Here is a 14,863-nt window from a genome sequence, read left to right as displayed (position 1 = left end):
GACATCAGGGACGGGTTCGCGTATAGGTTGGCCAGATGACAGTTGGACGACAAGAATGCGGCCGGCCGCGCCTCGCGCGAGCCCTGCGAAAGACCATGCGCGGCTGTGGCCGATCAGCCACAGTCCGGTCGCAGGAAGGCCCTGGTGTTCAGGTCAGTGGGGGAAGTCCAGACCCATCTCGCGATAGCGCTCGGGGTCGTCGCCCCAGTTCTCGCGCACCTTCACGAACAGGAAGAGATGCACCTTCTGTTCGAGGATGGCGGCGATCTCCTGCCGCGCCGCCTGCCCGATGGCGCGGATGGTCTCGCCCTTGTGGCCGAGCACGATCTTCTTCTGGCTGTCGCGCTCGACATAGATGACCTGCTCGATGCGCACCGAGCCGTCCTTCTTCTCCTCCCATTTCTCGGTTTCGACATGGGAGGAATAGGGCAGTTCCTGATGCAGCCGAAGGTACAGCTTCTCGCGCGTGATCTCGGCGGCGAGCTGGCGCATGGGCAGGTCGGAGATCTGGTCCTCGGGATAATACCAGGGGCCGGCCGGCAGGGCCCCGGCCAGATAGTCCAGCAGGTCCTTGCAGCCGGAGCCGGTCAGCGCCGAGATCATGAAGGTGCGCTCGAAGGCGACGCGCTCGTTGGCCGCCTTGGCAAGCGCCAGCAGCGCCTCGTGCTTCACCCGGTCCACCTTGTTGAGGACGAGGACCTTGGGCTGGCGCACGTCGACCAGCCGGTCGAGCATGGCGTCGGCATCGCCCTTGATGCCGCGCTCGGCGTCGATCAGCACCAGGACGATGTCGGCATCCTTGGCGCCGCCCCAGGCGGTGGTGACCATGGCGGTGTCCAGCCGCCGCCGCGGCTTGAAGATGCCGGGCGTGTCGAGAAAGACGATCTGGGCCGATCCGTGGGTTGCGATGCCGCGCACCAGCGCCCGCGTCGTCTGCACCTTGTGGGTGACGATGGAGACCTTGGTGCCGACGAGCTGATTCACCAGCGTGGACTTGCCGGCATTGGGCGCGCCGATCAGCGCGACGAAGCCCGAGCGGGTGGCGGGTTCTGTTTCGGTCACGCCGGGTTTCCTTCCTCTGTCCACACGCCCTCGCGCCGCAGGAACGCCGTGGCGGCCGATTCCTCGGCGGCCCTGCGCGAGCCTCCGCTGCCGAAGGACGGCATGAAGCCGGCGACCGTCACCGACACGGTGAAGACGGGTTCATGGTCGGGGCCCTCGCGCCCTTCGATTGTGTATTGGGGCCGCGCGTCGCTGATCCTGGCGATCCATTCCTGCAACTCCGACTTGGGATTGCGCGGCTTGGCCACGACGAGGCTCGAGCGCGGCTCCCAATAGCGCAGCACGAAGCTCCTGGCGGCGTCGAGGCCGCCGTCCAGATAGACGGCCGCGATCAGGGCCTCGACCGCGTCGGCAAGATAGTTGCCGCCGGAACCGCGCGAGCGCGCCTTGAGCGCGGCGTCGGCCCGCACCAGCCCCTCCAGCCCCATCTCGACGCCGATCTCGGAACAGGTGCGCGCATCCACCAGCGCGTTGAAGCGCGGCGCGATCTCGCCCTCGCGGGCATCGGGAAACAGCCGGAACAGCATTTCGGCCACGACCAGGCCAAGCACCCGGTCGCCGAGGAACTCAAGCCGTTCGTTGTTGCTCGCCGCCTTGACGGCGCTGGAATGGGTGAGCGCCGTCTCCAACAACCGCTGGTCGCGGAAGGCATGGCCCGTCGCGTCGGCCACCGTGCCGGCCAGAGCGTCGCCTGTCGGCCGCTTCAGAGCCATCAGTGGACGAAGTTGAGCAGGCGCGAGGGACGCATGTCGGTCGGCCATTTCCAGATCTCCAGCGGGCTGGCGCCGCCGGCAATGGAGAAGAAGATGACGTTGGCGCGGCCGACCAGGTTCTCAAACGGCACGTAGCCGACGCTGAAGCGGCTGTCGCTGGAATTGTCGCGGTTGTCGCCCATCATGAAATAATGGCCTTCCGGCACCACGAACTCGCGCGTGTTGTCGCCGATGCCGTTGGGCGTCAGGTCCAGCGTGTCGTAGGAAACGCCGTTGGGCAGGGTCTCGCGGTAGACGTCGACCGGGCGGTCGACCTCGGTGATGTCGGGATTGTCGATCTGGCCGACCTTCTCGCGCGGCACGCCGGTGCCGTTGATGAAGAGCTGGCCGTCCTTCATCTGGATGCGGTCGCCCGGCAGGCCGACGACGCGCTTGATGTAGTCGATCGACGGGTTCGGCGGGAACTTGAACACCACCACGTCGCCGCGCTTCGGCTCCGCGCTCCAGATGCGGCCGGAGAAGATGTCCGGGCCGAAGGGCAGCGAATAGCGCGAATAGCCGTAGGCCCATTTGGTGACGAACAGATAGTCGCCTTCAAGCAACGTCGGACGCATCGAGCCGGACGGGATCGAGAAGGGCTGGAACAGGAAGGTGCGGATGACGAGCGCCAGGACAAGCGCCTGCACGATGACGCTGACGGTCTCGCCGAGCCCGCCGGTTTTCTTCTGCGATTTGTCAGCCACGCTCATCTCGTCCTCGATTGTGCGATGTGTATAGAGTCTCGGCGTGCGCCGGGCAACGTCAATGAGCCTGTGCGAAGACGCATCACTGTGGCGCTTGTGCGACGGGGATAGCCTCGATGATCACAAAGGCTTGAGCCAGCGGGTAATCGTCGGTGATGGTGAGATGGATGGCGGCGCGGTGGCCAGCCGGCAGCATCGCGGCCAGCCGCCTGGCCGCGCCGCCGCTCAGTTCCATGGTGGGCATGCCGCCGGCGAGATTGACCACGCCCATCTCGCGCCAGAACACCCCGTGCGCAATGCCCGTTCCCAGCGCCTTCGCGCAGGCCTCCTTGGCGGCGAAGCGCTTGGCGTAGGAGGCGACGCGGTCGCGGCGGCTTTCGGCCCGCTCCCGCTCCGTTTCGGTGAACAGGCGCCGAATCAGCCGCTCGCCATGGCGCTCGAGCGCGGCCTCGACGCGGCGGATGTCGATCAGGTCGGACCCGATGCCGATGATCATCGGGTGGCGGAGCCGATGCCGCCGGTCGTTCCGGACAGCTTGTCGCGGCTATGCGCCCGCTCGGCCCGCCTGCGGCGCCGCTGCTCGCGGAACACGTTCATGGCCCAGCGGGTCAGCGCGTAGCAGATCAGGCCGAAGATGATCCCGAGCAGGGTCGCGCCAATGGCCATCGGCTCCAGGATCGGCTTCCACAGCTGCTGGAAGGACAGGTGCTGCATCATCCCCCCGAGGTCCACCGGCGCGCCGTGCGCGGGCAGGTGCCGGTGCATGACGAGCTTTCCGGTTTCCCAGGACGCTCCCCACAGAAGCGGCACGGTCAGCGGGTTGCCGCCCACGGCGGCGCCGAGCAGGGCGGCGACCAGGTTTCCGGCCACCACCCAGCAGATGACGGCGGCGATGATGAAATGCAGACCCAGCGGGAAGAAGGAAGCGAATATGCCGGCGGCCACCCCTGCGGCCACGGCATGGGGCGAGGCGTTCAGCCGCAGGATGCGCTTGGAGAAATATTGCAGCGAGCGCGAGAACGAGCGGCGCGGCCAAAGCCACACGCGCAAGCGCTCCCAAAGGCTCTCGGTTTCCCTGCGTCTGAACAGCATCTCGTCGAACTAACGCTCAAATAGGGTCAGATGTTGCGGCTGCCCGGCTTCACGGCCGGCATCGCGGCCAGTTCGGGCGGCAGCTTGTCCGCAGGATAGGCCGGAACCTCGTATTCGGCGAGAGCAATCAGCGGCACGCCGACATCGGTCTTGCCCGCCGAACGGTCGATGATGCAGGCCGCCGCCGCCACTTCGGCGCCCAGGCCCTGCAGGCATTCGATGGTCTCGCGGATCGACAGGCCGGTGGTGACGATGTCCTCCACGATGACGACGCGGGCGCCCTTTTCCATGTCGAAGCGCCGCAGCCGGAAAACGCCCTGCTCGCGCTCCACCCAGACCGCCGGCACGCCGAGGTGGCGCGAGGTCTCGTAGGCGGGGATCAGGCCGCCGATGGCCGGCCCGACGACGTAGTCGATGCTGCCCGCCACTTCGGCGCGGATCTTGTGCGCCAGCGCCTTGCACAGCCGCTCGGTCTTGTCCGCATGCATGAACACGCGGGCCTTTTGCAGGAACACGGGGCTGCGCAGCCCGGAGGTCAGGATGAAATGCCCTTCGAGAACCGCCCCGGCCTCGCGAAAAATGTCCAGCACCTCGCCCGTGCTCATGCCCTGCCCTGTCATTCGTTCCTGTTCCGTTATCCGTTGACCCGCCGCGCGTCGCTGACGCTGGCATTATCCTTGAGCTGCGACAAAAGCCTGCTCAGATGCTTGAGATCCCACACCTCGATGTCCACCAGCATCTCGGTGAAATCCGGCGCCGTGCGTACCATCGACAAGGTGTGGATGTTGGCATCGTTGGAAGCGATGACCTGCGCGATATCTGCAAGAGATCCGGGCGCATTGATGGCGGTGACGGAAATGCGCGCGGGGAAACGCTCGCGATTGTTCTCGTCGATGTCCCAGCGCACGTCGATCCAGCGTTCCGGCTGGTCGTCGAAGGCGGTCAGCGAGGGCGACTGGATCGGGTAGATGGTGATGCCGGAGCCCGGCTGGACGATGCCGACGATACGGTCGCCCGGCACCGCGCCTTCGGGCGCGAAGCGCACCGGCAGGTCGCCGCGCACGCCGCGGATCGGCACCGCGCCGTCCTTCGCCTCGCCCTTGGCCGCCTCCCCCTTGGACTGGCCGGAGCCGCGGCGTTGCGAGCGGGCGGGCAGATGGAACAGCATGCCCGCCGCGTTGCGGATGCGCGACCAGCCTTCCTCGCGCTGGCGCGGTTGCGGGACGGTGACGCGCTCGTCCTTGTAGTCGGGATAGACGGCTTTCATCACGTCGGCGGACGACAGCTCGCCGCGCCCCACGGAGGTCAGCACGTCCTCCACGTCCTTGCGGGCCAGGCGGTGCAGCACCGGCTTCAGCTTCTCCTTCGAGAAGGTCTTGCCGTTGCGCTCGAAGGCGCGCTCGAGGATGCGCGCGCCAAGCCCCGAGTATTGTTTGCGTATGGCGTTCTTGGTGGCGCGGCGGATGGCGGCGCGCGCCTTGCCGGTGACGACCACCGATTCCCACGCGGCCGGCGGCACCTGCGCCTTGGAGCGGATGATCTCGACCTCGTCGCCGTTCTTCAGCTCCGTCATCAGCGGCATGATGCGGCCGTTGACCTTGGCGCCAACACAGGAATCGCCGACATCGGTGTGGACGGCATAGGCGAAATCGATGGGCGTGGCGCCGCGCGGCAGGGCGATCAGCATGCCCTTCGGCGTGAAGCAGAACACCTGGTCCTGGAACAGCTCCAGCTTGGTGTTCTCCAGGAAGTCCTCGGGATTGTCGCCCTCCGAAAGCTGCTCGATGGTGCGCCGCAGCCATGCATAGGCGTTGGTGTCCTTCGACAGGACCGGATTGGCCCCGTTCGGCTTGCCGACGCCGTCCTTGTAGATGGAATGCGCGGCCACGCCGTATTCGGCGATCTCGTTCATCTCGCGCGTGCGGATCTGCAGCTCGACACGCTGGCGCGACGGGCCGACGATGGTGGTGTGGATCGAACGGTAATCGTTCTGCTTGGGCGTCGAGATGTAGTCCTTGAAGCGCCCGGGCACCATCGACCATGTCGTGTGGATGGCGCCCAGGGCGCGGTAGCAGTCCTGCACGTTGTCGACGATGACGCGGAAGCCGAAGATGTCGGAAAGCTGCTCGAAGGACAGCGCCTTGGCCTCCATCTTGCGGAAGACGGACCACGGCTTCTTCTGGCGGCTGGTGACGTTGGCCTTGATGTCGTATTTCGCGAACAGGGCCGAAAGCGCCTTCTCGATCTCGTCGAGAACGCCTTTGTTGCGCTCGAAAATCTCCTTCAGCCGCTCGGTCACGGTGCGATAGGCTTCGGGATTGATATAGCGGAAGGCGATGTCCTCGAGTTCCTCGCGCATGCCCTGCATGCCCATGCGCCCGGCCAGCGGCGCATAGATCTCCATCGTCTCCTCGGCGATGCGCAGGCGCTTGTCCTCGCGCATGTGGTTGAGGGTGCGCATGTTGTGGAGCCGGTCGGCGAGCTTGACGAGAAGGACGCGCACGTCCTCGGAGATCGCCAGGAGCAGCTTGCGCAAATTCTCGGCCTGCTCGGCCTTCTTGGACACGAGATCCAGCTTCTTGAGCTTGGTCAGGCCCTCGACCAGCTTGCCCATTTCGGGACCGAACAGTTCGTCGATCTCGGCGCGGGTGGCCGTGGTGTCCTCGATCGTGTCATGCAGCAGGGCCACCGCGATCGTGGCCTCGTCCATGTGCATGTCGGTGAGGATGGCGGCCACTTCCAGCGGATGCGAAAAGAACGGATCGCCCGAAGCCCGCTTCTGGTGGCCATGCTTCTGCATGGCGTAGACATAGGCCTTGTTCAGCAACGCCTCGTTGACCTCGGGCTTGTAGCGCTGGACGCGCTCGACAAGCTCGTACTGTCGCATCATGGGCGGACTCTCACAGGCGCATGGCTGAAATGAATCATGCGCCGGACGGACGTCCGACGCATGATATAGATAGCCACGAAATTGCCGCTACGAAAGTGCGGCAAAACCCGCATATCAGTAATCGTCGCTCTTTTCCGGCGGCACGAGGCCCTCGATGCCGGCAAGCAGGTCTTCTTCGGTCATGCGGTCGAAAGCGATGTTCTCTTCCGGCTCGTCGGAATCGGCCGAGGCCACCACGCCGCTCTGGTCGGCGATGACCTCGCTCTCGGCCGCCTCCGGCTCGTCCACCTCGACATGCTTCTGCAGGGAATGGATCAGGTCTTCCTTGAGGTCGCCCGGCGACAGGGTTTCCTCGGCGATCTCGCGCAGCGCCACGACGGGGTTCTTGTCGTTGTCGCGCGGGACGGTGATCTGTGCGCCCTGCGAGATCAGCCGAGCGCGATGACCGGCCAGCAGCACCAGCTCGAAGCGGTTGTCGACCTTGTCAATGCAATCTTCAACGGTTACGCGGGCCATGAATGCCCCTTTCGTGCTCTTGATGTGATGGAAATCCAGCCGGGTCCATAACCCGAACACCGTAGAAACACAAGTATTTCGCACCGCCGGTATTCGGCCCTGGCCACGTCCGTGCTATCGCCTGCCGCAAGGCCGCGATCACAATTGCTTGCGGAGCGGCCGAGCGCCTGGGAATGCCATGATCCCGACGATATTGACACTCAAGTAAGTTTTCCAGGCGCAGACCGCAACCGGCCCGCGCATCCGGGTATTATCGATACAGCCATTTCGAAAAAGGAATTTTTGATGTTCGATCCGCGCGAGAAGATCGCTCTTTTCATCGACGGAGCCAATCTTTACGCAACCTCCCGTTCCCTCGGCTTCGATATAGATTACCGCAAGTTGCTGTCGAGTTTCCAGAAACGGGGATACCTGCTGCGCGCCTATTATTATACCGCGCTGGTTGAAGACCAGGAATATTCCTCGATCCGGCCGCTGATCGACTGGCTCGACTATAACGGTTTCAAGGTCGTCACCAAACCCGCCAAGGAATTCACCGACTCTACCGGACGGCGCAAGATCAAGGGCAATATGGACATCGAGCTGACGGTCGATGCCCTGGAACTGGCCGACGTGGTCGACCACTATGTCATCTTCTCCGGCGACGGCGATTTCCGCACCTTGGTGGAGGCGCTGCAACGGCGCGGCCGCAAGGTCTCCATCGTCTCGACCATGACCTCGCAGCCGCCGATGATCTCGGACGACCTGCGCCGGCAGGCCGACCATTTCATCGACCTGGCGACGCTCAAGGCCGAGGTCGGGCGCGACCCCTCCGAGCGGCCGGTCCGCCGCCCCGAGCCGGCGGATGCCGACGAGGACGAGTTTTGACGGCGGTGCCGGCGGCCGTCGCCGCCTCTCCCGAGCCCGACCGCAACTGCCCGCTCTGCCCGCGCCTGCATGATTTCCTGGCCGAATGGCGCCGGCTCGAACCGCACTGGTTCAACGCGCCGGTCCCCGCCTTCCTGCCGCCGGAGGGCGAGGACGCGGTGCGGCTGCTTATCGTGGGGCTGGCGCCCGGCCTGCGCGGCGCCAACCGCACCGGCCGGCCCTTCACCGGCGACTATGCCGGCGACCTGCTCTATTCCACCCTGACCCGCTTCGGCATGGCGCGCGGCGAGTTCAAGGCACGGCCGGACGACGGGCTGGAGCTCATCGGCACTGCGATCGTCAACGCGGTGCGCTGCGTGCCGCCACAGAACAAGCCGGTGGGCGCTGAAATCTCCACCTGCCGCACCTTCCTGATCCCGACCATCGCCCGGTTCCGCAATCTGCGCGCGGTGCTGACGCTCGGATCGATCGCGCACCAGTCCACGGTGCGGGCGCTGGGACAGCGCGTCGCCGCCTATCCGTTCAAGCATGGCGGACGGCAGGAAGCCGGCCCGCTGACGCTGTTCTCCAGCTATCACTGCTCGCGCTACAACACCAATACGGGCGTGCTGACGCAGGAGATGTTCGTCGGCGTGTTCAGGGAGATAGCGGAGTTTTTGGGGTAACGGCCACGGGATTAAGGGAGAGAAGGCGCACAGCCCGAGTTCGGCCTTCTCCTATTCCCCTGCTGCCCTAGCCTCTTTCCTTCAGCAGCCGGCCCTTCTCGCGGTTCCAGTCGCGCTGCTTCTCGGTCTCGCGCTTGTCGTGCAGCTTCTTGCCGCGCGCCACCGCCAGAAGCAGCTTGGCCCGGCCGCGATCGTTGAAATAGATCTTCAGCGGCACCAGCGTCATGCCCTCGCGCTCGACGCTCTGGGCCAGCCGGGCGCGCTCGCGCTTGGAAACCAGCAGCTTGCGGCGCCGGCGCGGCTCGTGGTTGAAGCGGTTGCCCTGAAGATATTCGGGCAGATAGGAGTTGATCAGCCACAACTCGCCGTCCTCCAGGGACGCGTAGGATTCCTGGATGTTGGCCTGGCCCTGGCGCAGCGACTTCACCTCGGTGCCGGTCAGCGCCAGCCCGGTCTCGAGCGTGTCGAGCACCTCGTAGGAAAAGCGCGCCTTGCGGTTCTCCGCGGCGGTCTTGTTGTTGGGATCGGCCTTCTTCACCTGATTCATGGCGTCACTTGTGCGTTCAATGCATGCTGCGGCGGCCTGCACCGGCAGGCGCCGAAGGAATGCGGCAAAGAGCGATCAAATGGCCGCGGCGAAGCGATTTCGCAAGGGCCGTCAGTTGATCAGGCCGGCGTGCTTCATCGCAGCGTCGATCTTCCGCGCGGTCTCGTCCTCCACCGTCACCAGCGGCGAGCGCACGATGTTCTCGATCTTGCCGAGCCGGGAAAGCGCATATTTCGCGCCGGAAACACCCGGTTCGAGGAAGATCGCCTTGTGCAGCGGCAGAAGCCGGTCCTGCAGGTCCAGCGCCCGGGCCTTGTCGCCCGAAAGCGTCGCCTCCTGGAATTCGGCGCACAGGCGCGGAGCCACATTGGAGGTGACGGAGATGCAGCCGACGCCGCCATGGGCATTGAAGCCGAGCGCCGAGGCATCTTCGCCCGAGAGCTGGATGAACTCCTTGCCGCAGGTGGCGCGCTGCTCCGAGACGCGCTCGACCTTGCCGGTGGCGTCCTTGACACCGACGATGTTCTTGAAGTCGTGCGCCAGCCGGCCCATCGTCTCGGGCGTCATGTCGATGATCGAGCGCGGCGGGATGTTGTAGATGATGATCGGCAGCCTGGTCGCCTTCGCCACCGCCGCGAAATGCTCGTAGAGGCCGCGCTGGGTCGGCTTGTTGTAGTAAGGCGTCACCACCAGCGCATAATCGGCGCCGGCCTTCTCGGCATATTGCGCCAGCCCGACGGCTTCCTCGGTGTTGTTGGAGCCGGCGCCGGCCACCACCGGAACGCGCCCCTTGGCCACTTCCACGCAGGTCTTGACGACGTGGCGGTGCTCGTCATGCGAGAGCGTCGGCGATTCACCCGTCGTGCCGACCGGAACCAGCCCGCTGGTGCCCTCTTTCAACTGCCATTCCACGAATGCGCGAAAGGCTTTCTCGTCGAAACGCCTGTCCTTGTCGAACGGCGTCACGAGCGCGGTAAGCGAGCCTCTCAGCATGTGGTATAAACTCCCTGAAACCCCTGCGGTTTCGCAGCTTGCGTTGATCGCCGGGCTTCTAGCCCAAAGCGAGGCCGCGCACCATAGTCTCGACATCGTTGCAGGGCAAGAAAAGGCGATGATGCCAGCAAGGGGCGCTTTTCGGGTCGGTTGGTCTCGGGCAATGTCGGCAGGACTTCAATCATCGTCCCTTCCGGGAGGGGGAACAGGTTTGCGCAGGCCAAGCGGTACGCCCGTCTTCCGGGCCCGGGTTCCCTTGTCATGACGCTGGCCGGCCCCTATCGCGGCGCCCTCGCAGTCGGCGCGCTCGCCCTTCTCCTGCCTTCGCTCGCCGTCGGCTCCGACACCGACGCGCGGCTGACCGCCGCCATTCCCGCGCCCGCCGCCGAGGCCACCCCGGCGCCGGCCGACGTCGCCGGGCTGAAAGGCGGCCTCGACGCGCTCGCAACCGGGCAGACCAACGCGGCGCGCGCCGTGCGCGACACCCTGCCGGCCGGTTCGCTCGACCGTCATGTGCTGGCCTGGGCGATCGCGCTTTACGGCGGCGACAAGGTGCCGAGCGGCGACATCGCCGCGACCGCGGAAATGCTGCCCGGCTGGCCCGGCCTGACGACGCTGCGCCGCAACAGCGAACGCGCGCTCTATCGCGAAAACCCGGCGCCCGAGGTCGTGGTGCGTGCCTTCAACGGCAGCCAGCCGCTGACGAAGGAAGGGATCGTGCTGCTTTCGCGCGCCTATGTGGCGCTCGGCAACGTCGCGGCGGCGCGCTCGGTGCTCGTGCCGTTCTGGCGCACGGAGAAGCTGGAGGCAAAGGACGAGACGGCCATCATCAACGAGTTCGGCCGCATCGTCCCCGCTTCCGACCACCGCTTCCGCATGGAGCGCATGTTCTATGCCGACCGGGCGAGTTCGGCGATGCGCGTGGCCGACCTTGCCGGCGCAAGGCCGTTGGCGGAGGCATGGTCGGCCGCCATGCGCAACGGCAAGGACGCTCCGAAGCTGCTTGCGGCCGTGCCGGCGGCGCAGCGTTCGGCGGGGTATTTCTTCGCACGGGCCGAATATCTGCGCCGGCAGCAGAAATACGAAGAAGCCGCGGCGATCATACTGAAGGCGCCGACCGAACGTGCCGCATTGGTGGATGCGGACGCCTGGTGGGTCGAACGCCGGACGCTTTCGCGCGAGCTGGTGGATCTGGGCGACATGAAGACCGCCTACGAGATCGTCGCCGCGCACTCCGCCGAAAGCCCCGCCAACGCCGCCGACGCGGAATTCCACGCCGGCTGGTACGCATTGCGCGGCCTGAACGATCCGAAAACGGCTGCGAAGCACTTCGCCCGCATCGCCGATCTGGCGCAGGGGCCGATCACCCTTTCGCGCGCCTATTACTGGCTCGGCCGCGCCGCCGAAGCGGGCGGTCCCGGCAGTGCCGGCGACTATTTCGGCAAGGCGGCCGCCTACGGCACCACCTTCTACGGGCAGCTTGCAGGCGCGCGGATCGGACGCCATACGCTCAACATCGCCTACCCGGTTCCGTCCGCGGCCGAGCGGCAGGCCTTTGCCGGGCGCGAAGCCGTCGCCGCGATCAAGCGCCTGGAGGAGGCAGGCTACCAGCGCTATGCCGAGGCGCTCTACCGCGACCTTGCCGGGCAGCTGAGCAGCGCGGGCGAGCTTGCCCTTCTGGCGGTGATGGCGGAAAAGCAGGACAACCATTTCCTGGCGCTGAGGATCGGCAAGATCGCGGCGGGGCGCGGCATCGACGTCGGCGCGCTGTCGCACCCGCTGGGCGTGATCCCCGATACGGCCGACATTTCCGGTGCCGGCAAGGCGCTCGCCTATGCCGTCGCGCGGCAGGAAAGCGAATTCAACATCGGCGCGATTTCCGGGGCCGGCGCGCGCGGCCTGCTGCAACTTCTACCGGCCACCGCCAAGCAGGTGGCGCAAAAGGCCGGACTCGCCTTCTTTCCGGAAAAGCTGACCACCGACGCCGGCTACAACGCCACGCTGGGCTCGGCCTTCCTCGGCGAACAGCTCGGCCGCTTCAACGGCTCCTATGTGCTGACCTTCGCCGGCTACAATGCCGGCCCGAACCGCGCCGACCAGTGGGTGGCACGCTACGGCGACCCGCGCGGAAAGGATATCGACACCGTCGTCGACTGGATCGAGCGCATCCCCTACGCGGAAACGCGAAGCTATGTGCAGCGCGTGATGGAGAACTACGAGGTCTACAGGATGCGGATCTCCGGCAGCTTCGACATTGTCGCCGACCTGGTCAACGGCCGGAACTGAGGCATTTTCCAGGCCTGTACGGAAGCCGAACCCTGTTCCGGAGGTTCGGAAGCGTGCGGACCATGGGCAGACGGAATTATGAAAATGCGCAAGAGGAACCGCATTGCGGCTGGCCCGAGCCTCCGGTTCTCCCGTGAAATCTGGCCGGCTCTGCATGCCTTGTCGCGCGGATTTGACCTCGGCCGAGCCAGCCTTTAGCTGTCGGATGGACCAGGCCGGGGGAACAGAATGCAGGACAACGGCAGTTTCTCGGACTTTTTCTACCCTGCCCCAGACGGGCTGCGGCTGCACGCCCGGCTCTATGGCGAGGGCGCGGCGGGGTCCTGGCCCGTGGTCTGCCTGCCTGGCCTGACCCGGAACGCGCGCGATTTCCATGAACTGGCACTTCATCTTGCACGGGAAGCGCCGGCCCCGCGCAGGGTCGTGGCCTTCGACTACCGCGGGCGCGGGCTGTCCGCCCATGATGCCAACCCCGCCAACTACAATGTCGGCGTCGAGGCAGCCGACATTCTTGCCGGGCTCGATGCGTTGAAAATCGCCGAGGCCGCCTTCATCGGCACCTCGCGCGGCGGGCTGATCGTCCACCTGCTCGGCGCGATGCGGCCGAACGTGCTGAAGGCGATCGTGCTCAATGATATCGGTCCTGCGATCGAGGCGGAGGGGCTCGCGCATATCCGCAACTATCTGCATAGCGCATCGCGACCCGCGACGCTTGCCGAGGCGGCCGAGGCCCAACGCAAGGCGCATGGCGCGGACTTTCCGGCGCTCAGGTCGCAAGACTGGGAACGCATGGCGGTAGCGATCTACCGGCAGCAAGGCCGCGCATGGGTTCCCGACTACGATCCGAAACTGGTCGGAACACTGGACGGGCTCGACCTGTCGGTGCCTCTGCCGACCTTGTGGCCGCAGTTCAACGCCCTCGCCGCCGTGCCGATGCTGGCGATACGGGGAGCCAATTCCCGCCTGCTTTCCTCGGCCACCCTGGCGGAGATGCGCCGGCGGCACCCAGGCATGGAAACGATCGTCGTGGACGGACAAGGCCATGCGCCTTTCCTCGAGACCGGCGACCTGCCTGCCCGGATCGCGGGCTTCATCGAGCAGGCCGAGAAGACAGCGCAACCGCCCAAGTTCTCAAATAAATAACTTTCAAGAACAAGCAGCGCGGCCGAAGCATTTCCGACCGCCTTCGCATCGATCACGGCACCACGCAGCGCAGACTGTCTTACCGCTGAAGCCTATTTGCTTTTTCGGACCTTGGGTGCACGCTTGCGCTTCTCGGTGCACTCGCCGGTTTTGACGTCATCTGTGTCTTTCGGGCCATTCAAAGCGGATGGGCGCGCTTCGAGCACGGTGACGCAGCCGTCGAGATCGTGAGTGGCCAGATGAGCATAGCGCATGGTCATCTGCAGCGTCTGATGGCCCAGCCACATCTGCACGCGGCGGATATCGATGCCGCCCTGGACCAGCCGGGAAGCGCAGGTGTGGCGCAGGATATGCGGCACGACCTGGGTGTCGCTGCCAAGCCCGACCTCCGCCTTGGCTTCGTTCCAGATCGCGCGGTAGTGCGGCTGGTTGAGCATGGCGAACGGGCCCTTGGGCCTGCGACCTTCGCCCGAGAACGTCGCGGCCTCGCGCGCCCGATCGGTGAGCGGAATGGTGCGGCTGCGACCCGACTTGGTGATCCAGAACGAGACGCGGTGGGTCTGGATATCGTTCCAGATCAGGCCGAGCGCCTCGCCCAGGCGACAGCCGGTGTCCACCAGGAAAACGGAAAGCCTGTAGGCATCCTCGCTGCGGCTGCGGATCGCGGCAAACAGACGCGCCTCCTCGTCGCGTTCGAGAAAGCGGATTCGTCCCGCCCGCTCCTTCTGGCGGCGGAACTCGGGCAGGCTGTGGATATCCCCCATTTTGTAGGCCTTACGCAGCAATTTGCTCAGTGCGGCCATCTTGCGATTGATGGTCGCGTTGCTGTTGCCGCGTTGGCGCAAGGTGCCGATGAGGCTGTCCAAGGTGTTCTGGTCAAACGCGCTGAAGCGTTCGCCTAGCAAAATCTCGTCGATTTCGCCGATGAACGAGCTGACATTGTATTTATGTCGCCCGTCATCCCACAAAATATCACGATAAGCCGCAAACAGCTCGCCGATCCTGTACGCCTTTACTTCCCTAATACCTAGATCATATTTAATTCTGGTATTCTGCGAAGTGAAAGCAGCAAACTGATCGGAGAGACCACTCTCCTGAAACGCATTGTTGGACATTTTGTCACCACACCCCCGAGTGGATTAGGTGCTCCTAACCATTCAGCGGCGCCCTTTCAAGAGACCAAATTCGCCGACCTCAGTCCCCGCACAGCGGGAATTCCCATCGAAGTCCCGGCAAATTCGTCAGCTATCGTTTCACCCCCGATCTTCTCTTCGTTCCAAGCCCTAGACGAAAACAGCGAGACCCGGGCGCGAGACGCCCGGGTCCGGAGTTTCAAATAAGAGACA

The 14,863-nt window shown here is 65.2% G+C and carries 15 protein-coding genes; 4 read left to right on the top strand and 11 right to left on the bottom strand.

What is annotated here, in order from left to right; all coding sequences use genetic code 11:
- Positions 1 to 153: 153 nt before the first annotated feature.
- From era to rpoZ, 8 genes are all read right to left on the bottom strand, one after another.
- Positions 154 to 1,062 carry a GTPase Era gene (gene era, locus QU595_RS04790; RefSeq protein ID WP_315919537.1) on the bottom strand — a complete coding sequence of 303 codons (909 nt, stop codon included), beginning with the start codon at positions 1,060 to 1,062 and terminating at the stop codon, positions 154 to 156.
- Positions 1,059 to 1,775, bottom strand: a complete 717-nt coding sequence (rnc, locus tag QU595_RS04785) for a ribonuclease III (protein ID WP_315920710.1) — start codon at positions 1,773 to 1,775, stop codon at positions 1,059 to 1,061. The genes era and rnc overlap by 4 nt, the downstream gene beginning before the upstream one ends.
- On the bottom strand, positions 1,775 to 2,524 hold the full coding sequence (gene lepB / locus QU595_RS04780; protein WP_315919536.1) for a signal peptidase I: 750 nt from the start codon (positions 2,522 to 2,524) through the stop codon (positions 1,775 to 1,777). The genes rnc and lepB overlap by 1 nt, the downstream gene beginning before the upstream one ends.
- 76 nt (positions 2,525 to 2,600) lie before the next feature.
- On the bottom strand, positions 2,601 to 3,014 hold the full coding sequence (gene acpS, locus QU595_RS04775) for a holo-ACP synthase (protein ID WP_315919534.1): 414 nt from the start codon (positions 3,012 to 3,014) through the stop codon (positions 2,601 to 2,603).
- Positions 3,011 to 3,562, bottom strand: coding sequence for a DUF2062 domain-containing protein (locus tag QU595_RS04770; RefSeq protein WP_410000475.1), 552 nt, complete (start codon positions 3,560 to 3,562; stop codon positions 3,011 to 3,013). The genes acpS and QU595_RS04770 overlap by 4 nt, the downstream gene beginning before the upstream one ends.
- Positions 3,563 to 3,636: 74 nt before the next feature.
- Entirely contained in the window at positions 3,637 to 4,215 is a 579-nt protein-coding gene (gene pyrE / locus QU595_RS04765) for an orotate phosphoribosyltransferase (RefSeq protein ID WP_315920709.1), read from the bottom strand.
- A gap of 29 nt (positions 4,216 to 4,244) precedes the next feature.
- Positions 4,245 to 6,500, bottom strand: a complete 2,256-nt coding sequence (locus tag QU595_RS04760; RefSeq protein ID WP_315919532.1) for a bifunctional (p)ppGpp synthetase/guanosine-3',5'-bis(diphosphate) 3'-pyrophosphohydrolase — start codon at positions 6,498 to 6,500, stop codon at positions 4,245 to 4,247.
- A 114-nt stretch (positions 6,501 to 6,614) separates the two neighbouring features.
- On the bottom strand, positions 6,615 to 7,016 hold the full coding sequence (gene rpoZ / locus QU595_RS04755) for a DNA-directed RNA polymerase subunit omega (protein ID WP_315919530.1): 402 nt from the start codon (positions 7,014 to 7,016) through the stop codon (positions 6,615 to 6,617).
- 285 nt (positions 7,017 to 7,301) lie between these two features.
- Here rpoZ and QU595_RS04750 point away from each other — a divergent pair, with 285 nt between their 5' ends.
- Together QU595_RS04750 and QU595_RS04745 are read left to right on the top strand one after the other, a co-directional pair.
- Positions 7,302 to 7,883 carry an NYN domain-containing protein gene (locus QU595_RS04750; protein ID WP_315919529.1) on the top strand — a complete coding sequence of 194 codons (582 nt, stop codon included), beginning with the start codon at positions 7,302 to 7,304 and terminating at the stop codon, positions 7,881 to 7,883.
- Positions 7,880 to 8,548 (top strand): uracil-DNA glycosylase, encoded by a 669-nt coding sequence (locus tag QU595_RS04745; protein ID WP_315919528.1) that lies wholly within the window; start codon positions 7,880 to 7,882, stop codon positions 8,546 to 8,548. The genes QU595_RS04750 and QU595_RS04745 overlap by 4 nt, the downstream gene beginning before the upstream one ends.
- Before the next feature lie 67 nt (positions 8,549 to 8,615).
- Here QU595_RS04745 and smpB read toward each other — a convergent pair whose 3' ends face one another.
- Positions 8,616 to 9,095: an SsrA-binding protein SmpB gene (gene smpB, locus QU595_RS04740; protein WP_315919526.1), complete on the bottom strand. Its 480-nt coding sequence runs from the start codon at positions 9,093 to 9,095 to the stop codon at positions 8,616 to 8,618.
- A 111-nt stretch (positions 9,096 to 9,206) separates the two neighbouring features.
- A complete protein-coding gene (dapA, locus tag QU595_RS04735; RefSeq protein ID WP_315919525.1) occupies positions 9,207 to 10,088 on the bottom strand; it encodes a 4-hydroxy-tetrahydrodipicolinate synthase in 882 nt (293 codons plus the stop codon).
- A gap of 261 nt (positions 10,089 to 10,349) precedes the next feature.
- Here dapA and QU595_RS04730 point away from each other — a divergent pair, with 261 nt between their 5' ends.
- Positions 10,350 to 12,374 carry a lytic transglycosylase domain-containing protein gene (locus QU595_RS04730; protein WP_315919523.1) on the top strand — a complete coding sequence of 675 codons (2,025 nt, stop codon included), beginning with the start codon at positions 10,350 to 10,352 and terminating at the stop codon, positions 12,372 to 12,374.
- Positions 12,375 to 12,602: 228 nt separating this feature from the next.
- Positions 12,603 to 13,517 (top strand): alpha/beta hydrolase, encoded by a 915-nt coding sequence (locus QU595_RS04725; RefSeq protein ID WP_315919522.1) that lies wholly within the window; start codon positions 12,603 to 12,605, stop codon positions 13,515 to 13,517.
- 92 nt (positions 13,518 to 13,609) lie between these two features.
- On the opposite strand, the gene QU595_RS04720 is transcribed toward QU595_RS04725, so the two are convergent.
- Positions 13,610 to 14,632 carry a site-specific integrase gene (locus tag QU595_RS04720; RefSeq protein ID WP_315919521.1) on the bottom strand — a complete coding sequence of 341 codons (1,023 nt, stop codon included), beginning with the start codon at positions 14,630 to 14,632 and terminating at the stop codon, positions 13,610 to 13,612.
- Positions 14,633 to 14,863 lie beyond the last annotated feature (231 nt).

Origin of the sequence: Mesorhizobium sp. SP-1A (assembly GCF_032460275.1) — a bacterium.
GTDB lineage: Bacteria > Pseudomonadota > Alphaproteobacteria > Rhizobiales > Rhizobiaceae > Mesorhizobium.
This window is presented reverse-complemented; position numbering and strand designations above follow the sequence as displayed.